This window comes from Risungbinella massiliensis, from assembly GCF_000942395.1.
GTDB classification, from domain to species: Bacteria; Bacillota; Bacilli; order Thermoactinomycetales; family Thermoactinomycetaceae; genus Risungbinella; species Risungbinella massiliensis.
In genome coordinates, this window is the sequence record NZ_LN812102.1 from 1,728,115 (window position 1) to 1,755,020 (window position 26,906).

A 26,906-nucleotide genomic window follows, 5' to 3' on the forward strand; every position below is an offset into this window, starting at 1 on the left:
CATGTCTCAACCTTTACTCCAAGTAATCATTGGCATTTTTGGTGTTTTAATCATCGCTTCTATCGTTACCTTCTTGTTGATTCGCTTCAAACCTGAAAAGGACTTCACCGAACTAAAATTACGTATCCAATCTTGGTGGGTGATGGTTGCGATCTTTTCAATCACGATCATGATCAGTCGTAAGATTTCGATCATTTTCTTTGCTTTTCTCAGTTTTTTAGCACTCAAAGAATATCTAAGCTTGATCCCAACAAAACGTGCTCATCGTCATGTCCTATTTTGGGCATACCTATCGATCCCTATTCAATTCTATTGGATCTATCAGCAATGGTATGGAATGTATATTATTTTTATCCCTGTCTATATGTTTCTGCTCATCCCGATTGTTCTAATCCTAATCGGCGAGAACAAAGGTTTCCTACATTCAGTAGGCTCTATACACTGGGGATTGATGTTAATGGTTTTTGGTCTCAGCCATGTATCCTATTTACTAGTTCTCCCTCCAGAAGGAGCGCTAGAAGCTGGTGGAGCTGGACTCGTACTCTTTCTCGTCGTACTCACTCAGTGTAATGATGTAGCACAATACATTTGGGGAAAATTTCTCGGTAAACACAAAGTCGTCCCAAAAGTGAGTCCTAATAAAACATGGGAAGGACTTCTGGGAGGCATCATGACCACGATCGGGCTTGCTTATCTGCTCGCGCCTTTGCTTACTCCGCTACAGCCTATTCATATCCTATGGACGGGAATATTGATCAGTGTTGGTGGATTTATTGGAGATGTCAATATCTCTGCACTCAAGCGAGATCTCCATGTCAAAGATAGTGGAAGCTCCATCCCGGGACATGGCGGAATTTTAGATCGTGTTGATAGTCTCACGTTCACGGCTCCTATTTTCTTCCACTTTGTACGTTATTTCTATTATTAATAGGAGAGAACGGACATGAACATCTTGCGAATTCTCTTTTCTATCATCCTAGTCCGTCCCCTAGTTCAAGTCCTTTTAGGCTTGAAAGTGCGCCACCGAGAGCGTCTGCCAAGGAAAGGACCTGCAATCATAGTTGCCAATCACAATTCGCATTTAGATACTTTGGTTCTAACGTCTCTCTTTCCTTTATCCATGCTTCGTCACTTACGTCCCGTTGCTGCTGCAGATTACTTTTTGCGAAACCGATTCGTATCCTGGTTCTCTCTTGGAATCATGAACATCCTGCCAATTCAACGAAAAGGCAGATCTCGAAAAGAAGACCTCTTTACCAATATCTATGATGCCTTAGCACAACAAGATATTGTCATCCTGTTCCCTGAAGGCACTCGTGGAGAACCAGAAGTACTACAGCGTAATAAAACAGGGCTCTATCATCTGACGAAACATTGTCCCGATGTCCCAATCTATCCTGTTTTTTTACATGGCCTAGGCAAAACACTGCCGAAAGGGGACTATGTACTCATCCCTTTTTTCTGTGACGTTTTAGTAGGAGAGCCATTCTACTATCAAGACGATCGTGGAAAGTTTATGGCACAACTAGATCATCGTATAGTCGAGCTGGCGAAGGAAGGAGATTTTCAACCGTGGGATTGATGCTAGCAGCTTTTGTTTGGGGTCTAGCGGAAGCTACGATCTTCTTTATCATCCCAGATGTGATCCTCACCTACATTGCGTTACAAAATATCAAAAAAGCTCTTCTCGCCTGTCTCTTTGCCTTGATTGGTGCTCTTATAGGGGGGACAAGTCTCTATTTCTGGAGCTTATCCGACCCTGCTACAGTAATCACGGTATTAAATATTATTCCTGCAATCAATTCGGAGATGATTCAAGAGGTAGAACGATCTCTCCGACAAGATGGCTTACTCGCTATGGTCTTGGGACCTACTCAAGGAATACCCTATAAGATATATGCCTCATATGCCTCATACGCCCCTACGGTCGGGATCGGCTATCTCACCTTTCTCCTAGCTAGCATCCCAGCTAGACTCATGCGCTTTCTCGCTGTGACCGTGACAGCATGGCTGGTGAGTAAATATGTATTTGGAAAATGTACTTTGCGGCAAAAACAGTGGATTCTGAGCTGGGTTTGGGTACTGGTATATGTGACCTATTTTGGGGTGAATCCGTCGGGGTAGGTATTATTGAAACTATACCATCAGCACTATGTTGTTTTTGATAGCTACCTACGCTATGTTTCTACGTCCAAAATGGTTTGTTCCATCAAGATCGCCTTTTTGTCCATTAGTCTCTACGCTCTAGAGCAAATTGATTGCACAAAAAATTTGGAGACCATAAACGATGGTCTCCATTTTAATACCAACTTACGAGTTACTTTCGAAGGCAACTCATACTCTTCCGTCTTTTTATCGATCACCTAATATTCGGTCTATTCATTAGATAAAAGAGATGGATTCGGGCGAAGGCAGAGCTAGGCATACCAGTGCTATCTGTATTTCGAATAGATAATATGGCATGTCCAAATGACTTTTGTAGCAAAACGAGATTGGAAGCAGGATCTCCGATCATATGTCTCCTAATTCACGCAAAGTCATTTGCCACTCTTTCCCTTCTCTCGCCCAGATCCAATCTTCTGATCTACTAGGATCGCCTTTTTGGCTTTCTACTTCTTTATATGAACTTCCATACTTTTTCTCGAAATGATCTACCACATCTACAAGATATCGAATACGATCTAGCTTGTCATCAGATGACGCCTTTGAATACGAAAGCATTTCGCTATTCTTTTCATATAAAGCAACTACATCAAAAACAGGGATCCGCTCATCATTTGGTGAAATCCAGAGGGTATTTTCCGAAATTCTCGCTTGTTTATTTCGGGTAGTTCTCTCCACACCAATAAAACGACCACTTCCAATCCAATTGTTAATGGTCGTAATACTTACTCCAAAAACTTTCGCTAGCTGTCCGGTAGTATATGTTTTTCCTTGATCCTCTTGAGCGATTTCCGCTACAAGTGCCCCAAGTTTATACAATTCTTCTCTCAGTGAATCCTGTATCCCATCGTAAGGGGATCGTTGAGTAAGTACCTGTTCTACTTCTTGTTGAAGTGCTAACGGAACCAATGAGGTCTTTCTCAAAAGATTGAACAATACTTTAATGGTAGCACCTGCTTTTAGAGGATCGTTGCCTACTTCTTGGATCACACACTCAAACAGCTGGCGTTCCTGCTCACTAATGGACAAGTATATCACCTCACTACCTCCATTTAACCCAAACTGCAACCAAACTGCAAGTTGCTTTTGATTCTAATGTAGGCAGTTAGGAGAGGAAATATTCCTAAACCTACAGAGATAGTCATAAAACATAAAAAGACACACCAGTAAACTAGTGTGTCTGTCTAGCCTAGGATTGTGCTTTTTTTCTTATTCGATAGAGTACTAGATTCATAACAGCAAGACTCCAGTTAAGAATGGTTGGTAGTAAACTCCCGATAACACTACCAAAACTAAAAGGCTCCATCATAAACAAGATAAGACCAATGATTCCTGCTACAAAATGTACTATTGCTACGTTCATATGATTTATCATCATCCTCAGCACTTCCTTTCATCTAATGAAATTTTCATGCTGAGGGGCTAGACAGTCCCTACAGCATGACTAGTGACATTGAGAACAACGTATCTAGTCACGCTGTAGGCGATAAATTCAATATACTATAAAAACTAATTATAAGCGCAGTATAATCGGTAGTAATATTTGAACATTATAAATATTTTACCTAAAATAAGAAACCCCCACCCTTTAGAAAAGGTGGGAGCGGTTTATGGTTGAACGTAAACAGATACAGAGTAACCGTTTACAAAAAATTCCCCATAACCATCGTTGTTAATGGTAACAACGGTTGCATTATTTCCTGTTAAATCAATCCATGTTTCTCCTGCATGTTGTGTTCCAACATACATCTTCTTACTCCCACCTGGACCATTCGAAATCAGTGTGGCAAGACCTGATTTTACGTGGGATTCTTCTCCCTCTCTTGTCCACCCAATGATATTCTGATGGTCAAAGTAATCATGTTGTTTCCCATAAGCATAGTTTTTTCGTGCTAATAATAGTGGGTCAAGTTGACTTTGGAGAGCAGGAATTTCATAAGATGTTGTTCCTTTGGTTCCATAGTAATCCCCATAAAACACACATGGGTATCCTTCTGCTCTTGTCAAAATGAAAGCATAAGCCAAAGGTTTAAACCACGATTGAACAGTCGATTCCAATGCCTGACCTGGCTGTGAATCATGATTATCCACAAAGGTGACCGCCTTGATCGGATTAGAAGCAACTAGCGTTCCATTTAGAATGTTTCGCATATCATAGTTCGCTCCCATGACCGATGCTTGATGGAAGTTATAATGTAGCGGAACATCATAGGCAGAGTGTGTATAACCAGTTGTTGCGAGATAGTGCTCGATCGCTCGCAAGTCCTGATGCCAATACTCCGCTACGGTAAACATCTCCTTGCCTGTTTGCTGTCTCACATGCGTAAGCCATTCTTGCAAGAAAGAGTGTTTAATATGCTTTACCGCATCTAAACGGAAACCATCTAGACCTAACTCATTTGCAAACCATGTTCCCCAATTCTTCATTTCCTCTACTACATCCGGGTGATCAAAATCAATATCCGCATACATGAGGTAATCATAGTTTCCAAACTCGGAAGATACTTCCCAATCCCAGTCCTTACCTACTCCACGAAATTTAAATATCTTGCTAGCTTTTCTCGATTCATCCCAATCTGTACCATCAAAGTGATACCACTGCCATTTGAAGCCAGAGTACATATCCTTTCTACCTGGGAAATCAAATCCTACCCAAGCTTCGATTTGATAATCCCCTGATACTTCTCTATTGCGGTTGTTAGGATCTACTTCTACAACAGTAACTTGTTGGGTATAGTCTGCTCCACCTTTGTGGTTCATCACTACATCTCCATACACTTGTATTCCACTTTGATGTAACTTGGAAATCGCTTTCATCAACTGTTGCTTTGTCCCGTATTTCGTACGAATGGTTCCCTTTTGATCAAACTCACCTAAATCATAGAGATCATAGGCACCGTATCCTACATCATGTTGAGAGGTTCCTTTATACGGCGGGGAGATCCAGACTGCTGTAATACCCATGTCTTGCAAATGGTCCGCATCACTTTGTAGTCGATCCCAATGTCCACCGTCATTTGGTAAATACCACTCAAAATACTGCATAAGGGTTCCATTGCCATTGTATGATGTATTCTTGTTCATGTTATTGTTAGCGTTTGCATTCACAGGCTCAGGAAGTGCAGCTGAAAACACTGCAAAAAAGCCCAAACACCAAAGAAATACAGTGATTCCTAGAAGAGTAAAACTAACTGGTAGAGAATTCGTGAGAAACACACAAATGATACAGAGTAGACCTTCTATTACATAAATGAATGTGAAGGGAATAAGTAAGTACATTTTCATCCTCAGCACGTCCTTTCATAATGAAATTTCATGCTGAAGGGGCCAGACATTGTTCGCCCCTACAGCATGGCTAGCAACATTGATCACAATGCACCTAGTCATGCTGTAGGAGGATGAATCTATTATAGTACAGAATTTATTTTTTATAAATCATAATTTTGTGAACGCGAAAACCCTTTCATTAACTATCTGAGATTTTTCAAGACGAGCTATTGCTGCACATAAACAGATACAGAGCCCCCGTTTACATAAAAATCCCCCCAACCATCATGGTTAATCGTAACCTTATTGGTCGAGTTCCCTGTTAGATCCACCCAAGTTTCTCCCGCATGTTGTTTCCCAACATACATCCATTTACTCCCGCCTGAACCATCGGAGATCAGTGTCGCGAGACCTGACTTGGTACGGGTACTTTCTCCCTCTCTTGTCCAACCGACGAGATCCCAATGATTGAAGTAATCATGCTGAGTCCCGTAAGCATAGGATTTCCGTGCTATTAATAGTGGATCAAGCTTGGTTTTGAGCGCAGGGATTTCATAAGATGATGTTCCTTTTGTCCCATAGTAGTCCCCGTAGAAAAGCGTTGGATACCCTTCTGATCTGGTCAAAATAAAAGCATATGCCAGTGGTTTAAACCAAGTTTGAACAGTCGATTCCAATGCCTGCCCTGGTTGGGAATCATGATTATCCACAAAGGTGACCGCCTTGACAGGATGGGAAGCAACTAGGGTTCCGTTTAATAGGTTTCGCATATCATAGCTGCCACCACTGGTAGATGCCTGATAAAAGTTGTAATGCAACGGAACATCAAAGGCTGAATGCGTATATCCCGTCTTTGCTAGATAATTCTCAATAGCTCCTATATCATTTTTCCAATACTCTGCTACGGTGAACATCTCTTTGCCTGTATTCTGTCTAACCGTTGTAAGCCAATCTTGCAAGTAAGAGTGTTTGATATGCTTCACCGCGTCTAATCGGAATCCATCCAGATTTAACTCCTTTGCATACCAAGTCCCCCAATTTTTCATTTCTTGTACCACTTCGGAATGGTCAAAATCGAGATCCGCATACATGAGGTAATCATAGTTTCCATATTCGGACGATACTTCTGAGTCCCATGCCTTCCCGATCCCACGAAATTTATAGATTCTGTTTAACCTTCTGGACTCATCCCAATCTGTCCCATCAAAGTGATACCACTGCCATTTAAAAGTGGAGTACTTATTATATCTTCCAGGGAAATTGAATCCAGTATAGGCTTCGATTTGATATTCTCCAGATACCTCTTGATTACGATTATTTGAGGCAACTTCTACCGCAGTGACCTTTTGTGTATAATCTGCTCCCCCTTTATGATTCATGACCACGTCCCCATATACTTGAATTCCACTGAGATGTAGGCTGGTAATCGCACTCACCAATTGTTGTTTGGTCCCGTATTTTGTTCGAACTGTACCTCTTTGATCAAATTCTCCTAAATCATATAAATCATAAGCCCCATATCCAACATCCGTTTGGAAAGTTCCTTTATAAGGCGGTGGAATCCAGACAGCCGAAATCCCGATTTCTTTTAAATGGGCAGCATCATTCTGTAGTCGATCCCAATGTCCACCGTCATTTGGCAAGTACCATTCAAAATACTGCATCAATGTTCCATTTGTATATGATGCACTAATATTGGCTGCCCCTAGAGGTACCATGATTAATACTGCTAAAAAGAAAGCAACCATCATCATGCTCTTGCATACCTTCATTCCTGTAACCTCCTTCCAAAAGAATGCGTTTTCATAATTATATAATATTTTTTCATAATCTATCTACTCGCTCAGTGTCATTGAAGCCATGACTTAGTAAAGTGTTCTAATATATACGCCAAAAAGGAACGATGCTAAAATGCACAGCTCCTTTTCTCGTACCTAGAATGCTAACCCTCTGACACTTGACCACAATGAATCATCTCAATCTACTATTCTCCACCAACAAACTCTTTCTCTTTATAATCCTTTGTAGCCGTGATCTTGAAACTCTGTATCTAGTTTACCCATCATCTGCTATTCCTTTCGTTCCTACTTAGTCGCTAATTCTCAAATTAAGCAAAAATATCATATAAACTACCTACGTACAAGGTAGTTTGCGAGTCCATAGAATACCCCTTCCATCTCATTGCAGGTAAAACAATAACCTCACCTGTTGTTGTAGTCAGGATTAGTCGACATAGGTGACTAGGTTTTGGTGTGGCAGTATAAAGTGATTCGGCTATGCCCCCCACCCGTTCCATGCTCCAAGTTTTCGTGATTTCGTATGGTCCACAGCCCTTTAGACCAATTTCAAAAGAATCTAATTCATTTTTCGTACCTTTCATGTGCAATCTGAGCATGTTTGTCTCCTCCTAGAAAAATAATTTATAAAAATTGGAAATCACTTGTCCACACCCCTAGTTTAGTGGGGTATAATACATTACACAAATTTTCAAATATTCATCCTATTATGCTGTATATGAATAACTTTGTTCGTAGATTTCATTTGTTTTGCTCATTGCCAACGCAGATTACTTTATTGGGAGCAATTTTCTAGCGGAACAAGCGTATTTGGTCGAATTTTAGGTAAAAAATTTTATAGGGTGTGTTATATGAAAAAAGAATATGTTTCTGGAAGTTTAGGACAAGCGATCAAGGATGCACGAAAAAAGCTAAGGTTGAGCCAAATTGATTTAGCAAACGAGTTAGAGATCGGATCTTCTACCGTTAGTATTATGGAAAGGGCTTACAAACAAGTAAGTAGCGAGCATTTACAAAAAGTTTGTTCCTTTCTGGGGATTGATCAGGAAAAGTATGCAGAGGAACTAGATTATGAGGTTACTGAACTAGATGTTTTTAGAAGAGTTCAAATCATAGAGTTGGAAATGGAAGAGAATCCAGCAACAGCATTAGAGGAACTACGTAGGTATGAGGAACAACGTAAGTTTCTGGTCGGCAAAGAGGACTTGATGTCTGCCTTCAGTCACTATTTAAGGGGGAAGATAGCAGACAAGCAACGTTTCCCAGAAGAAGCGCTTAGTCACTTCGAATTGGCGATACGGTTTGCGCAAGTAGTACCAGAGTTGCAATCGAGTAATATGATTGCCGCTTGTTATTACTTGATCAGTCGTATTTACCATCGACAGAATAAGTTGAAAAAAGCGTTGGCTATTAATCAGAAGGGGTTCGATACCTTTGACCCACAGGGACAGCATTCCTATTTGTATTACACGCTCTATGTTCATAAAGCATCAATCCTAGAAAAGCTAAACCAAGATACGGATGCTTTAAAAGTGATCGAAGGAATCTGGGATCATAAAGAATTTCTACAGTTCTCCGATCTCCGGCTGAATATGTACCAAATTAGAGTAGAGATTCTAGTCAAACTAGGCAGGTATCATGAAGCGATCCAGATAGCTGAGGAAGGACTTGATCTAGCTAGATTGGAGCGAAATGAGGATCGGAAATTTGAACTACTATCCTCCTTAGGTGAGGCACATGCTAGATTAGGCGACCTAAACACTGCCGAAGTCTATTATCAGTTTGCCAGTAAATTGGAGCCTAAGATTCGGGATAAACACTTAGCGATCACCACGTATACACAGCTTGGCAAAATTTATATTCAGCAAGGGAACCTCACGAAAGCGGAAGGATTTCTCCAGACTGCCGTTCAAGTTGGGGAACACCAAGACAACTTTCGACTATGTCGAGCGATGCTAACGTTAGGCGAATGCTACTTTAGACAAAAGAAAGTGAAAAAGGCAACGAATATCTTGGAGCGCAGCCTCCATCTATGTAGGAAATTAGGTCTTGACGATGAAGTACGTGCTCATCTAGTATTATTAACAGAAATCGCATTCCGTTCAAAATCATCAGGCTATGAGAACTACTTAGACTCATTACTGAATGAATTGCTCAAAAATCTCCAACAAGGGGGTACTGGGATGTTTGCCTTCGTAAATGAGCCACCTGATATATAAAAGGGTAACTCTATTTGATTGAATTGACCCCTGTCAAGAAGACAAAAATAAAAAAGCACATTTAGGCAACCTGAGTTCTGTATTGATATGGGCTCAGATTGTTTCGTTTTCTCTGGAAATACTGGTGATTTGTCATGAAAAGTCCCCCTATAGTAGACAATCTACTATAGGGGATCATATCAGATTGGTAACCTTTTTATTTTTCAATTTCGTTTATGCTAGTTGATTTTTGAGTGTTTGTTTTAGTTGCTCTAAGGCGCTTTCTTCGGATGGATCATTGGTACCTAGCTCACCTTGGAATGCTTTTTGGAGAATACTTTCCTTAATAGAACTAATAATGCTTTCAACACTAGTTACTTGTTTTTTTATTTGATCTTCATTGTCTAAGAGCCTTGTTATATTATCAGCAATGTTTTTTTGTACATCAGGATCTTTAGGAACAGGAACTAATATTTCTCCAAGTTCTTTTTGATTTATTTTTGGTAACACAGATCTTGAACCAGCTGTAGAAGCTTGTTCAACAAACAATGGAGATAACATAAACCAATAAAGATATGTAGAATAAAGATTTGTAGAGATAGGATACATATCTGCGCTACAAAGTCCCTCCATATCTACTAAATATACTTTTGATAGATATGGTCGTATTTTAGAGTAAAGAATATGACCAGACCGAAATAAATGTTTCGGACTTTTAACTCCAGATTCTCTCACTTTTAAATATGATAACAGTTTCCCAGTACCCTTTTCAATATTATCCGGAGCGATCAAGGGTAACTCAAAATGCTCTTTAGGATCAACTAAATTAGAATCTACACTTGCTGTTTCTTTAAACTTCTTCCAACTCCAATTGTCAGGAAGATAATAATACCCATTAGAATTTACGTTTTCATCATTAGTACTACTTACTGTAGGGTGAAATGCATTATAAAGAATCGTAGCCCTTCGAAGATTATACGATTCCTTCACTTCTTCAATCAACCGTTCGGCTTCATCGATTTTGGTAAAAAGGCGTTCTATTTTATCAGCAATTCGTTTTTGTTCATTTATTGGCGGATAAGGTAGAACTACTTGAGCTAAATCATTTTTATTAAAACCAGATTGGGCAGACCGTGATAAACTATAAAGCGGCTTTTGAAAATGCTCAGATTTTAGCAACCAATATAAGTACTTTCTGTCAAAATCGTTTTTCGAAAAAATAACCTTCGCTAAAGCTACATTATAAGCTCCCGACTTACCAGTAAGTATTCTTCCTAATGATGCTCCATAGCGTGCTATTAATATATCTTCAGTTTGAGCTTTTTTCAAATTACTCTTATCTGGGATATACACTTTGAAGTTATCATTAGCAAAATCTCTGATCTGAAGCAAGCGTACGTATCCTGTTTCTGGGTTCTCAATAAATTGAGACTTAGGAGGTTGGGTTCCTCCTTGGATATCTAATAAACTAGTAAAGTAAATATATCCCCAATTCTCCGGCACCTCATACGGCTGCTCTTCTTCTGGTACCAATGCCTCTGCCAGTAGCTCCTCGATCGTCTTTGACTGCTTTTTCTTCTTACTCATCCCCATACACTCCCGATTTTTCCGCTACTAATAATACTTCTTCTGTTGTCTTATACGTTACTGGCTTGTCTACTTCTTTTAGCTCGGCAATGACTTCATTTAATAGAGAGATCGCTTGTTCCAGTTTGCCTACCGCTTCTTCTGCCGATTCGATCGGATCTGGTAAGTTCTCGTAGATGGAGAGGGATTCGTCTGCGATGAGACCGATGTCGAGGCTGTCTCCTTTTTTGGCGATCTCCTCACGGGTAAAGCAGTTCCAGCGTTCGTCATCCACTTTGGTACGATCTTCGGCGGTGTATGCTTCGATGAACTTGTCAAAATGTGCTTCCGTGAGTGGATTGCGTTTGCCAAAGGATGGCATGTTGGTACGTAGGTCATAAACCCAGACTTGTTTGGTGCTATCTACGTCTGTCTTTTCTCTGGTGAAAAAGAGGACGTTGGTTTTAACGCCTTGAGCATAGAAAATCCCTGTCGGTAGGCGCAGAATGGTATGAAGGTTGGCTTTGTTCATCAAGTCACGACGAATCTCTGCCCCGACACCGCTCTCAAACAAGACATTATCCGGCAGGACGACGGCTGCTCTCGCTTTGCCATTGGCACGCAAGGCACGATAGATATGTTGTAAAAAGTTTAGCTGTTTGTTGGACGTCGTAAAGGTAAAGTCGGATCGGCTGACCCGCTCGCCCCCTTTTTTGGTGCCGAATGGTGGATTGGTCAAGATCACATCGTAGTTTTTGAGCGATTCTCCTGCGGTAGAGAGGGTATCTCCCAGCAAAATCTCGCCTTGGATATCGTGTAAGAGAGCGTTCATGATCGCCAAACGATGGGCATCTTTTACCAACTCCACCCCACCAAATGCTTGATGGCGTTGGAACTCGATCTCTTCTTGGGATAGGTCAAAATAATTATCTGTCTTGCTCCGTACATGGCGATCAGCAGCAATCATAAAGCCAAAGGTTCCAGCGGCTGGGTCATGGCAACGCTCACCCGGCTGAGGGTCAACTAGTTTTACGATAGTGTCGATCAGGACACGTGGGGTAAAGTATTGCCCAGCACCGGATTTTAGCTCGCTGGCGTTTTTTTGCAAGAGTCCCTCATAGAGATCGCCAAGTCCCTCTTCTTTGGCACTATACCAATCTAGATCATCAATGGACTTGATGATCTTTTCGAGGTTTTTTGGCTCGCTGATATTGGAGGTAGCGTCGTTGTAGATCTCTTTTAGGAGCGAGTTATCCGCTTTTCCCAGTTCGATAAGTAGTTGTCGATAGTGATCTTTTAGTGCGATGCCATCTTTTTTAACTAACGAATCCCAGCGATACCCTTCCTCGATGATGTAGTCTTGTCCCGTTTCTTTCATCATCTTAAGGAAGAGCAGGTAGGTCAGCTCGGTCACATACTGATGATAGGTAATCCCATCATCTCGTAACACATTACATAGATTCCATAACTTCTGTACAATCTCTTGGTTGGTCATTTAGGCTTTCTCCTTCTGATAGCGATACAGGTTCTGATTGATCGTTTGTACAATGTTGGCTAGTTCGCCTTTAAAGATTTTGTCGAGTTGTTTGTATCCTCCACGACTTTTGAACGGCTCATAGTCAAAGGCTTTTTCTGGGTCAGGGTGGAGGATCGACTCATGCAGTAGCTGTTTTTCGATCCGTTCGAGCCACTGTTTTTGCACAGGTGGCCATACTTTCATCTGATATACTTTTTTCATCGCACTCTTAATACGCTCTTCGTGACTTACTAATGGATCGCCTAATGCTTGTTGGCGAATAAAGGCGATGATATCTGCGGCGATGTCCTCATTTTTGGCATCACGCCAAGCGGTTTGCAGGCTTTTTTCGGAATAGCCCAATTGATCCAGCTCTAGGCGTAGTTTCTTTAGCTCTTCTCTGGTCAAGTCGGAAGGGCGTTGGCAGACGACCATCAATGCCGGGATTTTGTTTCTATTTTCTCGGATGTAGTTGCCAAAAGCAGTGAGGTAATCTTCTGGTTTCTCTTTTTCTCCGTAGCCTCTGGTAACTCCGATCAATTCGTCTTCATGTTTGGAGATGTATTGCTTGCTCTCCCGATCCTTGTTCTCATCTAGATATTGGAGCAGGGTTTTATGTTTGGTTAGTTCTTTTGCCAGATCAGGAAGGTTGGTCTGTTTGATCGTCTCGATAAACTTCTCGACAGACTGACCACCAGCGAGTGTCTGGAAGGTTTGCTCTTGTTTGTCCGACATATTGCGAAGTTTGCGTTGGATCTTGGCGATGATCTGTTCTTGGTGCTTTTTCAGGTCTTTTTCCTCTACTATCTTATCAAGTTCGTCAACTAGCTGCATGATCGGAACTTGGGGACGTGTCACGACTGGACGCATATCGGAATACGCTTTGAGTGCATTGTAGATTCCTACTGCGTCAAAGATTTTGAAGTGATCTTTGCCAATTTCATCGCATTTTCTCGTGGCTCGCCCTAGCATTTGCTCGTACAAGATTCGGGAGCTAACTCGTCTCAAAAAGACCAGATTGCTGATCGCTGGTACATCAATCCCTGTGGTCAATAGGTCTACGGTGACCACGATATTAGGGTATCTTTCGTTTTTAAAACGCTTGATCGCTCCAGAGGGGTCATGGATGGAGCCAGTAATCTTCATGACCGCATTATCTTCTATTTCACCGTGCACATCTGCTAATGTCTTTTTCAAAAGACTGACTACCATGTCGGCATGGTCATCGGTGGCACAGAAGATGAGCGTTTTTGCTTCCCCATATGGATCGAGATGATTCACTAGCTCTTCGGTAATCACTCTATTAAAATTCTCCGTGATCACCTTGGTGTTAAATTGCGTTACTTGGATATTGGTCTCGTCTTGCATATACTCTTTGGCTACCGTTTGGGTTTTGGTATCGTATGTCTCTACTTCTTGTCCTCTTTTGAAGTGGATACCGTTTTTCTTTAGTTGCGTATCAAATTCAAAAGGAGGCTCATGGTCTACTAGATATCCCTCTACTACTGCTTCCCGGTACGAATAGTTATAGACGGGAGGACCAAAGATTTCGGTAGTATGCAGGGCAGGGGTGGCAGTCAGACCGATGCGAACGGCATCAAAGTAATCAAGGACTTTGCGGTATTTGCTCACATAGTCTTGATGATCGCGAATCTCCAATTCTAGCTCAGACATATTCCCATCTAGCGTATAGCCACGGTGTGCCTCATCGACGATCACACAGTCATACTGATCAACTGTTGGCTTGTCCTTGGCATCCTCTTGAAAAAATAGACGTTTCATCATACTCTGCACGGTAGCAATCTGGACTTTGGTCTCCGGATTTGGCTTTTTATCTCGCAGCGATTGCAGCTCATAAATTTCGGTAAAGGTATGGAAGCTTTCGAGTTTGCTGTCTTGGAATGCCGCTTCTGCCTGTTCTCCTAGTGCAGTACGATCCACCAAGAAGAGAATTCGGTTAAATCGCTTTGCTTTGATCAAGCGGTAGATTAGACCGATTGCCGTTCTCGTCTTCCCTGTACCTGTCGCCATCGCTAACAAGATTTTTTGTTGTTTTTGGCTCAAGGCATCCTCTACAGACTGAATGGCATTTACTTGATAGGGACGCAGTTTTAAATAGTCAAATTTTTCATCTCGCAAGGTTTGTTCTGCTTTTTGTACATCTTGCGTGAGTAAACGTTTTAAGCCCTCAGGAGAATACCAGTCTTGTAATGCCTTGGGATGATTGGTAGATTTCCGTGCATCCAAGAACCAAATCCCTGACTTTTGCTCTAGCTGTTTGAGATAAGGACGTCCGTTGGTAGCAAAGAGGAACGGTACAAAGTAATCTCCCCACGGCTCATGAATTTGCTCATCGCTATGTTTTACGACTAGCTTGGCATATGTTTTTGCCTGCTCAATGTCTGCTGGGATATCTTTGCTTGCTCGCTTTGCTTCGATCAGTCCAACCAATTCCAATCCTACAAAGAGAGCGTAGTCGGCATATCCTTTTTGCAGAGGCCATTCAGCGATTGCCCGATTTTTCCCTTTTTGTGGGCGAGTACCTTTGGAGAACCGCAATTGCCAGGTGTCCACTTCCCAACCAGCATCTCGTAATTGTTGATCGATGAGGACACGGGTCTCTTCTTCGGTTAGTTTTAGATTCGATCCCGAACGAGTTCCTTGCTTGCGACGTGCTTGTTTCTCTTTATTTTGCAATTCTTGTTGTGCTTGTAGTATACGTTTTAGCTCGTCTTCCAGATGGGATAACTTCTCCTCATATTCTTCCGTGAGCTTCTCGATTTCCGATGCTGAGATCATTTCTTTCTGCTTCGGCTCTTGGTAGTCTGGAGCTTGAAACTGCCAATCTCCATAGGTCTCCATCAGCCAGACACCAATCCGAAATGCCATGCGATGAAGTGTTTTTGCCTCGGCAACTTCTCCATAAGTAGCATCATGGGAAGCTGAGTTACCCTTTTTTCGAATAAGATGAAATAGATCGCTTATCTCACGAGTCAACAAATCATGCTTGTTCAACTCATACAAGCGATCTACCTGTGTCATTTTCTGTTTTTCCTCTATTTCTTCCAAAGCCATCACATACTTGGCAGTGGTTTCACAAAAGAGACGAAGTTTACTTATCGAGGCGTTAGGATCTTGATAGATATACCTTTCTGCTGCCTCCCCTAATCTACTCAGCAATTCCCACTTCTCATGCAGGAAATAGAAGTTATGCGAACTCATCTCATCACCTATTTTGACAAAATATTAATGAAATAATTTTATCATAGGTAGATAGATCTATGTAGTATTTACAGTGGGTGACGACTTTTATGGTATGCTATGAGATCGATTTCACTTGAAAGCACTTGAACATCAGAGTGTCGGTATATACTATTTTTCGTATAAAACTTAGATTGAATAATATCTAACAACCCACTTATCCTTTGGTCCATATTACTTAAATATCGATTAAGGGAATTAGGGATTGCATCAGCTAGTTGAAGCCCAATGATATTATCAATCTTTTTAGGAAAGCTGATCGTGGTAACTCGTTTGGCGAAAACATGATTGGGATACAGTACTGTTCCCATAGCTCTTAGAAAATTGCAATGTTCTAGCAGTTTTTCGTCTAATCTACTCTTTCTTGATTCAAACATGACATCCCCAAACGTGTTTTTCTCAATAAGAAATGTACAATAACTTTCTAGTAGGAGTTGCATGGCAATATGGTATATGTCGTTCATATCCTTGAACTGCTTTTTCAATGAATTTTCTTTGATCACTACTGTAAAAATAGTACCTTGAATGCCCTGGAAGGTACTGCAAAATTGCTGCCAGTACTGATCAAGTAACGCCTTATCTTTGAACGCATAATATGGGGTACCATACTTCTTAGCAAAAATCGATTGTTCATGTAAGATAAAACTCTCGTTGTGATATCCTCTTTTAAAATCATTTATTATCGGAACTACCATTTTTTCATAGTAACTGGATTCAAAAGCAATACCAGCTAATATAAAGTTTTGATAAGGTCCATTTGCATGCATCTCATCTACATATAATGTATAAGTCATTCGAGTCCTCCAATTATGCTAACATTTGGACATATGATAACAGAAAAGACACACTTGTTAAATTATTATTTATAGACTAGAATGTATGTAATGGTACTAAGAGATCGCAGTTGCTTTCTCTTTTCAGAAATAGAAAGATCGCAGTTGCTTTCTAATCTATTTCGATCTGCAAGGTCTAAAAAGCGAAAAGAATGAATAAGATGATACAAAAGGAAATTGCAGTAGCTACTTCCTTTTAACAAGAAAGAGAACTGCAGCGGCTACTCTCTTTCTTATGAAAAAGGCACCCTCCATGATGAGGGTGCCTTTTTCATATCCTAAAAACCGATGTGCAAGGCAATCTTTCTCTTCCAGCTTCTGATACCGTGACGATCTGGAATGTGTGACAAACTGTTAATCTGTTAGTATAACATCTTCAAACTCTTCAATCATTCTCTATTCCGAAATATCTGACCCTGTTTTCCGATTACACATCCTTTTCCAAAAGACAAACCGATCAAATAAATAAGCAAACAAAATACCAATCACATAGCGAAGTAAATCAATCCACAAAAATCCTCTCCCCAATATCAAGGAGCCAATCGTTGTATTTCGAATCTCATTGATCCACTCACTTTGGTATAACTGACTAATTTCAATTCCAAAACTGAACATCACACTGATCCCAACAGCCCAGAACAAGTTTTTTTTGACCCAAAAAAACCGAACCCCAAAATAAACCATACTTGCCCATAAAATGTCGCCAGCATGTTGGGTAATCAATGGCGGGATCATGTCCGAATCGATTCTTGACCCGATCCCCAGTAAAATAACGATCCCTACTAGAAATAAATAAATGAACCTAGACTTCATTGGAACCCCCACATAGTGAAAGTGCTTTATTTATAATTCTCTTCTAACTACAATCCCAAGTATAAGCCACATTCAAGAAATCTAATTTTAGTAAGTCATCTTTTTTGATAAAGAAGTTGGCTACTCCAGCATCTCCCCACATAATCCCCATATCATCATCACTATCTATTTGTAGCAATAAAATTTCGTGCTCTTGAAGTGTTTGATGATATCCTCTCGGGTCAAACTGTGTAAAGAAAGGATAACCACCTATCTTATGACCAGTACAACTTGGGAAAGTATCATGATAAACCTCCCATAATTCAAACTCATCATTATCTAGTTCTACTAACTCGCTTAACCACTCATTAAATCGAAAATCTACATAAGATATAGGCTCATACTCTATTTGGAAAGATAAAGATAATTCCTCTTCTAGTGGGAAGTATTCTGTATCAAGGTGATCCAAATAAGAAAAATCCGTTACCAATAATGATTCGTCCTCTATGATCTCGGAGTGATATAAAACCCGAAAATCCGATTGTTTTGTCATATTATCAAAGTCGAGTCCTAACAAATCATCTTCAGCTGGTATATAAAATTGTAAAATCCCATGGTCTGGCATATGTTCTAATGCTGGAATTTCTTCAAAATTCAATTGTGCTAACAATACCATCGGTTTGCCTTTGCTATCTTTCGGATGCTCTATTGTTTTTGGTAAATAAGGTTTGCCTAAGAACTTACTTTGATAGACATTCGTACTATCTTTTTTAGGAGAAATTCTTATGTATGGCCGAACAGTATCTTCTATATTCTTTCTGTATGGTTCGAACTCTTTTGGTAATGATAGCTTCGGAATTTTATTCATGTGATCTCTCCCTACAAGTGGACTTGATTTCAAAAAGATCTCTCTTATAAAATCACGAACAAACGTTCTTCGGTTATTCTAGTATACTTTACTGAATTTATCAAATAGAACATTAGAGACTATTCCCATTATGCAAGCAGTAAACTAATTTGTTCCAGTTTCCCCATGCAACTGTCTCATCACTGGCTTCATATAGAAACATGGATAAACAAGCAAATACAAATTAAACAGCCACCACGTCCAGTCAAAGTCAAGACGAAAAGCCCAGAAGACGATTGCTTGTAAACCAGAGCAAAAGGTAAGGACTAAGGAGATGAGTGCATAGCTTGTCCAACGGTTATTCTGCTTTGAATAGAAATACAGGCTGATAAATCCAGTTAGAGAAATCAGTAAATCTAATGGTAGAAACGACCAATTCCAAGCAACCAAGATGGGATCATGATAATCCTTGAATAAATATTCGGCAGGGATCAGGTGAAAGAAGGTAATCAACCAATAAAGTACAAACCCAACATCAGTTATAATGAAAAAATACTTTAGACTCTTCATTTTGCTTGTTCCTCTACCTTTGGTGTATTAGATGTCTCATGAGCATTCCCCGTCATATTTAGCATGACTACCCCAAGTATTATCAGCACGATGGAGATTATCTTTACAGTACTCATACTCTCGCCAAAATATTGGAACCCGATCAAGGTAATAATGACAATCCCCATTCCCGACCAGATGGCATACGCAACAGAGACTTCAATATTTTTTAGTGCCAATGCTAGAAAACCAAAACTACTAACATAAAAAACAAACATAAGAACACTTGGAATCCACTTTGATAACCCCTCGGACATCTTCATTGAAGTGGTGCCTGCAACTTCTAACAAAATCGCCAAAACTAAATAGATCCAATGCATTTTCATTTCTCCCTACCTATTTCTTATTGGAAATTCCATATAACAGGATGTCTACCATCGATTGAAGCATTTCTCCCATTGAGAGCTGATGCTTACTAAGGAATTTCGGATCATAGAGTTGATTCATCGCTCCTAAATATAACTGGATAAATAACGGCAAATTAACCTCTTTCAAAATCCCATTCTCGATCCCTTTCTCCATCAATTGGATCACCATCGACCACTCTTCATGAAAAAATTGATCCAACTTTACCCATTGATTATAGTGATATTTTTTGAGATCAGATAATAAACGGATATCCATCAACTCAAACTCTTTTGGCATACAGATGAGTAATTGTTTTATCTTCTCTTCCAAATCCAGCTCTTCATTGTCGACAATTTGTTTTTCTTTTTCTTGGATTTGATTGATCAGCCCCTGAATCACTTCTTCAACCAGCACATCTTTGGAGGACACGTGCTCATAAATAGTGCGTTTACTAACAGCTAATTGTTTCGCTAGATCGCTGATTGTAAAGGTGAATCCTTTTTGCCCAATTAAATGAATCGTTTCCTGAATGATTCGCTCTTTCACATTTGACCTCCTTAAACCATTGGTACCAGAAAAGTTTTATGGGTACCAATAGACTATATCTTATGGAATGTGTTTCTCACTGTCAAGAAAGTGGGGGATTTTTATTTTAGTAGAAACAATAATACTCACTAATATTGAGAGACGAACTCAGGTTTCGTTTGGCTTAGTCATTCCTTAGATCCACGATTTTGTAGAGCAACTATCTACCATACCAGATAAAAAACCGATGCTCTAGGTAATATTTCTTTCCACCTAGTACATCGGTTCTTTCAAACAAACTTACTTTCGATGCATTTTAAATTCCAAGAACAACTCATTATATCTTGCCAATAGCGGCTTACCTAAGTTCTCATAGACCTCAAGTTTCTCCGTCACTTCTGGATCAGGATAGAAACGCTTGTCTTGGGAAATCTCTTCTGGCAACAGCTCTAGTGCTTTATCGTTTGGCGTGGCATAGCCAACGTACTCCGCGTTTTGTGCTGCATTTTCAGGATCGAGCATAAAGTTGATAAACTTATGCGCTCCCTCGATGTTTTTGGCTGTTTTGGGGATTACCATGTTATCAAACCAAAGGTTGGAGCCTTCACTTGGCACCACATAGTCCAGCTTCTCATTCTCATCCATGATCTCCGAAGCATCTCCTGACCATACTACACCGATCGAGGCATCTTCGTTGGCGAGCAGCATCTTGATCTCATCCCCTACGATCGCCTTGATATTCGGGGTGAGTTGATCTAGTTTCTTTTTCGCTTGTACCAACTTGTCATCATTTTTCTCGTTTAGCGAGTAACGTAGACTATTGAGTCCAAAGCCCATTACTTCCCTTGCTCCATCGACCAACATAATCTGGTTTTTTAGAGCTGGATCCCATAGATCGTTCCAACTAGTAATCTTCTTCCCGCCTAGTAGCTCAGGATTGTAAATAATCCCTACCGTTCCCCAGAAATATGGGATAGAATAGCGATTCCCTTCATCAAATGATAAGTTCATAAACCGTGGGTTGATATGAGAGATATTCGGCACTTTTTTGTGATCAATCGGGAGGAGTAGCTTTTCCTCCTTCATTTTGCTGATCGTATATTCAGATGGAATGGCTACATCGTAGGTGGTTCCACCTTGAGAAATCTTGGTCAACATTGCTTCGTTGGAATCAAATGTCTCATAGATCACCTTGATTCCCGTCTCTTCTTCAAACTTCTTCACTAACTCCGGATCAATATAGTCTCCCCAGTTATAGACGGTGATGGTGTCTTTTCCACTATAGCCAGCCGATTCGTTCAGATAGGAAGCCGCGTACAGAAAACCAAAGCCAAACACAAGTACGATTGTCAGCATGCGAATTAGTTTGCTCATTACTTCGCCTCCAATCGATTCGGACGACCTGCCCGTTTACTAATAAAGTAATAACCAATCACTAATACAAACGTAATAAGGAAGATCAACGTAGACAGTGCATTGATTTTAAGTGAGATACCTTGTCTTGCTAATGCATAAATCTCAACAGATAAAGTAGAGAATCCATTCCCAGTGACAAAGAACGTGACTGCAAAGTCATCCAAGGAATAAGTGAGAGCTAGGAAAAACCCAGCTACGATCCCTGGCATAATAAAAGGTAAGATCACCTTGGAAAGCACCTGATAACGACTCGCTCCTAAATCTCGTGCAGCATCGATCAGGGTTGGACTCATCTCTTGTAACTTTGGCAATACCATGATCACGACAATCGGCACACTAAAGGCGATATGAGAGAGCAGTACCGAAGTAAATCCTAGTTTGATCCCTATTATGGTAAAAAGAATTAGGAACGAAGCACCGATGATGACATCTGGACTTACGATCAGAACATTATTTAAAGCAAGTAGTCCGTTTTGAACAGAGCGTTTTTTTACATAGTAAATCGCTAATGCCCCTAGTACTCCAATTGCCGTAGAGATTGCCGCCGAGAAGAGGGCAATTACCAACGTATTGAGAACAATGATAAGTAGTCTTGTATCATCCAAAAGTTCTTTATAGTGGGATAAAGAGAATCCTTCAAATTCACGCATGCTATCTCCGCCACTAAATGAGTAGTACATCAAATAGAAAATCGGAGAGTAGAGAACGAGAAAGACTGCGATTAGATAAAGATTTGCTAATTTGCTATTTCGTCTCATTGCTCATCTCCCCCTTCCGTTTTCCAGTTAAGATCATGATGATCGCCATCGCAATAATGAGGAACACAGCGATCGTTGCTCCCATTCCCCAATCTTGGATCACGAGAAAGTTTTGTTCAATGGCAGTACCAAGTGTAATGACACGGTTCCCTGCGATCAAGCGGGTAATCATAAAAAGCGATAGTGCTGGGATAAAGACCGCTTGGCAACCCGCTTTGACTCCGTCTAGTGTAAGTGGGAAGATAACCCGGCGGAATGTCGTCCAAGCCGAAGCACCTAAATCCCGAGAAGCGTCGATCAAAGATGGATTTAGCTCCTCTAATGCATTAAAGATCGGTAAGATCATAAAAGGGATAAATATATAGACCGAGACGAACAAAAAGCTAAAATCAGTAAAAAGCAGTTGCTGAGTGCCGATTCCTATTGCTTCTAAAAATGCATTGGCAGGTCCAACAGTGCCAAAAATCCCTAGAAAGGCATAAGCTTTGAGCAACAAGTTAATCCACGAAGGCAGAATTAGCAGTAGCAACCAAAGCTGTTTGTGCTTGGTTTTGGTCAACCAATAGGCAGTAGGATAAGCGACTACAAGTGAGAACAGTGTGATTAAAAATGCGTACCAAAAGGAACTGAAAGTCATCTGAAGGTAAACTGGCGTAAAGAACTTTTGATAATTCCCGAGTGTGACATTCCCTTCTACATCAAAAAAGGAGTAGTAAAGTACTAGTAGGATCGGGGCGATCACAAATAAAACGATCCATAGCACATACGGGATGAGATAAAGATTTCGAGATTTAGTTTGTGGCATTTCGTTCTTCTCCATATGCTTCTAGGCGTTTGTCAAACTCTTCTTCCGTTTCCCCTAGACGCATAACATGAATTGCTTCTGGTTCAAAATGAAGGCCAATCGGATCGCCAACCACGGCCTTTTTGGTCGAGTGAACCAACCACTCATTACCTGCTTCATCTAAACAACAGATCTCATAATGTACCCCACGGAAAAGCTGTGAATCTACTGTGACTTGTAACTTCCCTTGCTCTGGAGAAGTGATCTCCAAATCTTCTGGGCGAATTACAATCTCTACCGTTTCATCGGTATCAAACCCTTGGTCTACGCACTCAAACTCTTTTCCGACAAACTCCACTTGAAAATCAGTTAGCATTTTACCCGACACAATATTGGATTCTCCAATGAAATCTGCTACAAAACGATTGATTGGCTCATCATAGATATCCGTTGGAGTACCACTTTGCTCAATTTTTCCTTTGTTTAATACAAAGATCTCATCCGACATAGCAAGTGCTTCCTCTTGATCATGTGTTACAAAAATAAAAGTAATACCAAGTCGACGTTGTAACTCACGAAGTTCATATTGCATTTCGGTACGCAATTTTAGATCCAATGCAGATAGTGGTTCATCCAATAAAATTACTTCAGGCTCATTCACAATCGCACGTGCAATGGCAACACGCTGACGTTGTCCACCTGACATCTCTTTCATTTGACGCTTTTCGTATCCTACTAAGTTCACAAATCGAAGTGCTTCAGATACTTTTTTCTCGATATCCTCTTTTTTCATCTTTTTGATCCGTAAACCAAAAGCTACGTTCTCAAAAACATTGAGATGAGGAAAGAGGGCATAATCTTGAAACACCGTATTTACTTGACGTTTGTTTGCTTCTACGTTATTAACAAGTTTTCCATCAAAGTAAATCTTTCCTTTGGATGGGTTCGTAAATCCGGCAATCAGACGCAAAATCGTTGTCTTTCCACATCCAGATGGTCCAAGTAGAGTATAAAACTTTCCTCTTTCTATCTCAAAGCTTACATCCTTCAATACCGCAGGATCTTGGTCGAATTGTTTGGTTACATTTTCAAACCGAATAATAGTACCCGACATAGTAGGCTCTCCCCTCATTACAAATACGAATCAGTAGCTACTAACAGTAACTCCGTTGTTCCATCAAAGTCATTGATAATTTGGTGCTCATCCGATGCTTGAAAGTAGATCGCCTCTCCCGCTTTCGCAAAAAAGACTCTCTTCCCAATTCGGACGCTAACTCTTCCTTTTAGTACATAAGCAAAAGTCTCTGCAAGGGATGGTTCAAACTCTTTAAACTCTCCTTTCGCAAAAAGCGTCAAATAAATCGGTTCCATTTCTTTTTCATTGGACTCTGGTACAAGCCACTGAATATGGTAGCCACGTTCCTCGTCCACATAATCAGTACGATCTTCTTGTCCATAGACGACTTTTTGCTCCCATCCTTCTTCATCAAAGAACTCCTTGGGCGCACAACCCAATACTTCTAAGATGTCAAAAAATGTCTCAATTGATGGGGAACTAAGATCTCGCTCGATCTGGGATATATACCCCTTGCTTAAATCAGTTCGTTCTCCTAGCTCTTCTTGGGTCAACCCTTTTTTAAGCCGTAAATTTTTGATTTTCTTTCCTATCTTCATCAAATAAAACCTCATTTTAAAAAGTTTATTATTGCTAAACTTATAGGCAAGAAAGTTTATTAAAAGTAAACATGAAGTTTACTAAAAAAGAGCACTAGATTATTATACACAATTAGTAAGAAAGTTCAATTCATTTTTTAGACAAAAAATATTGCGACACCAGATGGTATCGCAATATTTAGTCGTATAGTTTGTTAAGAGGTTATTTTCGTTGTTTTATTGGACTTTCTGAACTTTTCTAGCGAGATCAAGATCGCAATCAATCCCTTGCTAGCCAATAGCATCACCCCAATATATGTTAAAAAGGCAATATCAGGAGCAAACATTTCGAGTGCACGCCATGGACTATCCAGTATATATGTTAAAGCAGGAATAAGACCAATGGCGAGTAAGACCAATCCAAATCCTAGAATGAACCAAAGCATTCTAACTTTCTGCGTTGGCTTATGCTTTTGTAGTCTAATAAATAGCCCAATCGCCGTAAGGAGCAACACGAGCACTACTCCACTCACGATCCATTGTTCTGTTGCAGTTGCTTTTGGTAATTCGTCAGGAACTTCACCATTTACCATCTTCATAATTTCTTTCGCGACATACGTAAGCCTAGGCTCTTCAAAAATATGATCCTTATTCGTTAGAATAACCAGACCCCATCCCGTCTTCGGGTTCAGGAGTATTTCTGCACGAGAATCGGGGGTGGAGCCTGCGTGCCAGATCATGGTCTCCGAATCACTTATCTTCGAAGTTCTCCAACCAAAGCCGTACCATTGATCAGGCTTTCTCTCGACTAGAGGAGATAAGAAGAGCTTGTGACTTTCTCCGTTTATCACATCATTACCATTGATCACCGCTTTTAAATACTGAGCCATATCTTTCGCACTAGCAGTAATGTAACCATACGGAGCACCGCTATTATCATACATAACCTTACTTGGTTTTGGGACTCCAAACCATGACTGGAATCCTGAGAGATATCCATTCGCAAGTGATTTTTCATAGTCAGATGCAGCATGTTTCATCTGCAGTGGGACGAAGATTTCTTGTTCCATATAATCTGCATATGGCATATTCGTAATTTCTTCTATGATCGCACCTAAAATAAGGTAGTTTGCTGCACTATACTGATGAGTTGCCCCTGGGGCACTATTTAGCTCCACAGAGGAAAGTTTTTTTACATTCTTCTTAATAGCATCTGGCTCTAGAGAACCTTGATCGGAAATCTCTAAACCAGAATAGGTACTGATTCCACTTGTTTGAGCAAGAAGATGCCGCACGGTAATTTGAGAAGAAGCTTTTTTATCTTGGAGTGTAAACCAAGGGATATAGGTCTGAATCGGTTTATCCAACTCCATCTTCTTTTCTTCGATTAATTTGACAATGGCTAGCCCTGTTAGAGACTTACTTAATGACCCAAGTGCAAAAGGCGTATCAGAAGTAACAGCCGTTTTCTTTCCCCCAGTAATCCCCCATCCATGAGAATAAACCGTTTTGTCATGATGTACCAAAGCAATGGACAAACCCGGAATCTGATACTCTGTCATCATTTTTTGTATGTATTGATCTATTTTATTAGGAAGATTTGGTTGCTGTGTAGTACTAGCATAACTTTGGAAAGGGAATGTCGACCCTAATAGTAGCAGAGCAATGAAACAGATCATTGCCTGTTTTAGGATGATTCGAAATTTAAACATTAACATCTACCTTCAGATAGCGCTTCTTGGCTCTTCTTTGCAAAAAGATCGCTACACATACAGAAGTAATGAGAGCAGTTGCAAAACTAATAAACGTCAAGAAAGCATTCCACCAAGGATGGTCGGTAGTCTTGTGACTATACACATACTTGTTATCTATATATTCAACGTCAATCACATATAAATCTGTTAAGAAAAACATAAGCAGTAGTTGACAAATTACAAACGTGACAGCAAAAACAAACAAACCTCCAATTAAAGCAGATCTACTTTTCTTCCTATCGCCTTTAGTGGAAGGAGAGGGATTGATCCCCTGAACTTCTAAGTATTCCTTCACAAAAGTAGTCGGCTCACCTAGTTCTGCTAAACTCTCTTCCCCATGTTCTCGGCTTTCCTGAATATGTTCCAAAATCTGTTCTTTTACTTCCTTAACTGAATTGGCATCAATATTGAATTTCCCTAGTTCCTCTACTACTTTATTTATATAGTCCTTCTCTACCTTCGTTAAGTTATTCTCCATTCTTCTTTCTCTCCTTACTAGTATTGGAAATTAACGCTTGAATATCTTTTTGTAGTGCCAACCATTCTTGGATCTTTCTTTGCAAAAATACTTCTCCCATCTCATTGATTTCGTAATACACCCTTGCTTTCCCACTGTCACTGATTTCCCGATGCGTATCTACCCAACCTTGGTCTTTTAGCTTCGTCAAAATTGGGTAAATGCTACCAATTCCTTTTAACTTCAGATTGTACTGGTCTAGCTCTCTCATAATTTCATAACCATAACTTTTCCCTTTTGATAGGATCGAGAGCACACACATTTCTAAATGACCTTTTATTAAACTTGTTCTGTCCATAATCT

At 40.3% G+C, this 26,906-nt stretch carries 25 protein-coding genes and 1 pseudogene; 4 read left to right on the forward strand and 22 right to left on the reverse strand.

Features of this window, described 5'->3' with window-relative positions; genetic code table 11:
* Window position 1: 1 nt before the first annotated feature.
* Genes VJ09_RS09060 through VJ09_RS09070 form a run of 3 tightly spaced genes read left to right on the forward strand, consistent with a single transcriptional unit; the run spans window position 2 to window position 2,124 of the window.
* On the forward strand, window positions 2–928 hold the full coding sequence (locus tag VJ09_RS09060; protein WP_044641168.1) for a phosphatidate cytidylyltransferase: 927 nt from the start codon (window positions 2–4) through the stop codon (window positions 926–928).
* 15 nt (window positions 929–943) lie between these two features.
* Entirely contained in the window at window positions 944–1,582 is a 639-nt protein-coding gene (locus VJ09_RS09065; RefSeq protein WP_044641169.1) for a lysophospholipid acyltransferase family protein, read from the forward strand.
* The gene (locus VJ09_RS09070; protein WP_052807312.1) at window positions 1,573–2,124 is read left to right on the forward strand and encodes a hypothetical protein; all 552 of its coding nucleotides are present in this window, start codon (window positions 1,573–1,575) and stop codon (window positions 2,122–2,124) included. Before VJ09_RS09065 ends, VJ09_RS09070 begins: the two co-directional genes overlap by 10 nt.
* Window positions 2,125–2,511: 387 nt before the next feature.
* Here the strand turns inward: VJ09_RS09070 and VJ09_RS09075 are convergent, their stop codons facing one another.
* The 5 genes and pseudogenes from VJ09_RS09075 to VJ09_RS09095 form a co-directional block, all read right to left on the reverse strand.
* Window positions 2,512–3,201, reverse strand: a complete 690-nt coding sequence (locus VJ09_RS09075; RefSeq protein WP_044641170.1) for a hypothetical protein — start codon at window positions 3,199–3,201, stop codon at window positions 2,512–2,514.
* Window positions 3,202–3,352: 151 nt separating this feature from the next.
* Complete coding sequence (locus VJ09_RS09080; RefSeq protein WP_044641171.1) at window positions 3,353–3,541, reverse strand: hypothetical protein; 189 nt, start codon at window positions 3,539–3,541, stop codon at window positions 3,353–3,355.
* 230 nt (window positions 3,542–3,771) lie between these two features.
* A pseudogene (gene amyS / locus VJ09_RS09085) lies at window positions 3,772–5,346 on the reverse strand (alpha-amylase); the annotation flags it as partial.
* Window positions 5,347–5,657: 311 nt separating this feature from the next.
* Window positions 5,658–7,202, reverse strand: a complete 1,545-nt coding sequence (gene amyS / locus VJ09_RS09090) for an alpha-amylase (protein ID WP_407689978.1) — start codon at window positions 7,200–7,202, stop codon at window positions 5,658–5,660.
* A gap of 335 nt (window positions 7,203–7,537) precedes the next feature.
* Window positions 7,538–7,825, reverse strand: coding sequence for a hypothetical protein (locus VJ09_RS09095; RefSeq protein ID WP_044641172.1), 288 nt, complete (start codon window positions 7,823–7,825; stop codon window positions 7,538–7,540).
* A 252-nt stretch (window positions 7,826–8,077) separates the two neighbouring features.
* On the opposite strand from VJ09_RS09095, the gene VJ09_RS09100 reads away from it, so the two are divergent.
* On the forward strand, window positions 8,078–9,445 hold the full coding sequence (locus VJ09_RS09100) for a helix-turn-helix domain-containing protein (RefSeq protein ID WP_044641173.1): 1,368 nt from the start codon (window positions 8,078–8,080) through the stop codon (window positions 9,443–9,445).
* A gap of 213 nt (window positions 9,446–9,658) precedes the next feature.
* Here VJ09_RS09100 and VJ09_RS09105 read toward each other — a convergent pair whose 3' ends face one another.
* From VJ09_RS09105 to VJ09_RS09185, 17 genes are all read right to left on the reverse strand, one after another.
* A complete protein-coding gene (locus VJ09_RS09105) occupies window positions 9,659–11,011 on the reverse strand; it encodes a restriction endonuclease subunit S (RefSeq protein WP_044641174.1) in 1,353 nt (450 codons plus the stop codon).
* Window positions 11,004–12,485, reverse strand: coding sequence for a type I restriction-modification system subunit M (locus VJ09_RS09110; protein WP_044641175.1), 1,482 nt, complete (start codon window positions 12,483–12,485; stop codon window positions 11,004–11,006). Before VJ09_RS09110 ends, VJ09_RS09105 begins: the two co-directional genes overlap by 8 nt.
* Window positions 12,486–15,728: a type I restriction-modification system endonuclease gene (gene hsdR / locus VJ09_RS09115; protein ID WP_044641176.1), complete on the reverse strand. Its 3,243-nt coding sequence runs from the start codon at window positions 15,726–15,728 to the stop codon at window positions 12,486–12,488.
* A 68-nt stretch (window positions 15,729–15,796) separates the two neighbouring features.
* Entirely contained in the window at window positions 15,797–16,561 is a 765-nt protein-coding gene (locus VJ09_RS09120; RefSeq protein ID WP_044641177.1) for a DUF3800 domain-containing protein, read from the reverse strand.
* A gap of 435 nt (window positions 16,562–16,996) precedes the next feature.
* Entirely contained in the window at window positions 16,997–17,413 is a 417-nt protein-coding gene (locus tag VJ09_RS09125; RefSeq protein WP_052807313.1) for a ribosomal maturation YjgA family protein, read from the reverse strand.
* Window positions 17,414–17,456: 43 nt separating this feature from the next.
* On the reverse strand, window positions 17,457–18,260 hold the full coding sequence (locus VJ09_RS09130; RefSeq protein WP_044641179.1) for a YwqG family protein: 804 nt from the start codon (window positions 18,258–18,260) through the stop codon (window positions 17,457–17,459).
* A gap of 144 nt (window positions 18,261–18,404) precedes the next feature.
* Window positions 18,405–18,809: a YvaD family protein gene (locus VJ09_RS09135; protein ID WP_044641180.1), complete on the reverse strand. Its 405-nt coding sequence runs from the start codon at window positions 18,807–18,809 to the stop codon at window positions 18,405–18,407.
* Entirely contained in the window at window positions 18,806–19,168 is a 363-nt protein-coding gene (locus tag VJ09_RS09140; RefSeq protein ID WP_044641181.1) for a DMT family transporter, read from the reverse strand. The genes VJ09_RS09135 and VJ09_RS09140 overlap by 4 nt, the downstream gene beginning before the upstream one ends.
* Window positions 19,169–19,184: 16 nt before the next feature.
* Window positions 19,185–19,742, reverse strand: a complete 558-nt coding sequence (locus VJ09_RS09145) for a TetR/AcrR family transcriptional regulator (protein WP_044641182.1) — start codon at window positions 19,740–19,742, stop codon at window positions 19,185–19,187.
* 279 nt (window positions 19,743–20,021) lie between these two features.
* Window positions 20,022–21,095, reverse strand: coding sequence for an ABC transporter substrate-binding protein (locus VJ09_RS09150; protein WP_044641183.1), 1,074 nt, complete (start codon window positions 21,093–21,095; stop codon window positions 20,022–20,024).
* Window positions 21,095–21,895: an ABC transporter permease gene (locus VJ09_RS09155; protein ID WP_044641184.1), complete on the reverse strand. Its 801-nt coding sequence runs from the start codon at window positions 21,893–21,895 to the stop codon at window positions 21,095–21,097. Before VJ09_RS09155 ends, VJ09_RS09150 begins: the two co-directional genes overlap by 1 nt.
* Entirely contained in the window at window positions 21,882–22,700 is an 819-nt protein-coding gene (locus tag VJ09_RS09160; RefSeq protein WP_044641185.1) for an ABC transporter permease, read from the reverse strand. The genes VJ09_RS09155 and VJ09_RS09160 overlap by 14 nt, the downstream gene beginning before the upstream one ends.
* Window positions 22,687–23,793, reverse strand: a complete 1,107-nt coding sequence (locus VJ09_RS09165; RefSeq protein ID WP_044641186.1) for an ABC transporter ATP-binding protein — start codon at window positions 23,791–23,793, stop codon at window positions 22,687–22,689. The genes VJ09_RS09160 and VJ09_RS09165 overlap by 14 nt, the downstream gene beginning before the upstream one ends.
* A gap of 17 nt (window positions 23,794–23,810) precedes the next feature.
* Window positions 23,811–24,353: a helix-turn-helix domain-containing protein gene (locus tag VJ09_RS09170; protein ID WP_044641187.1), complete on the reverse strand. Its 543-nt coding sequence runs from the start codon at window positions 24,351–24,353 to the stop codon at window positions 23,811–23,813.
* 194 nt (window positions 24,354–24,547) lie between these two features.
* Entirely contained in the window at window positions 24,548–26,044 is a 1,497-nt protein-coding gene (locus VJ09_RS09175; RefSeq protein ID WP_230199110.1) for a serine hydrolase domain-containing protein, read from the reverse strand.
* Entirely contained in the window at window positions 26,037–26,564 is a 528-nt protein-coding gene (locus tag VJ09_RS09180) for a DUF1129 family protein (RefSeq protein WP_044641189.1), read from the reverse strand. The genes VJ09_RS09175 and VJ09_RS09180 overlap by 8 nt, the downstream gene beginning before the upstream one ends.
* A complete protein-coding gene (locus VJ09_RS09185) occupies window positions 26,554–26,901 on the reverse strand; it encodes a PadR family transcriptional regulator (RefSeq protein ID WP_044641190.1) in 348 nt (115 codons plus the stop codon). The genes VJ09_RS09180 and VJ09_RS09185 overlap by 11 nt, the downstream gene beginning before the upstream one ends.
* Window positions 26,902–26,906 lie beyond the last annotated feature (5 nt).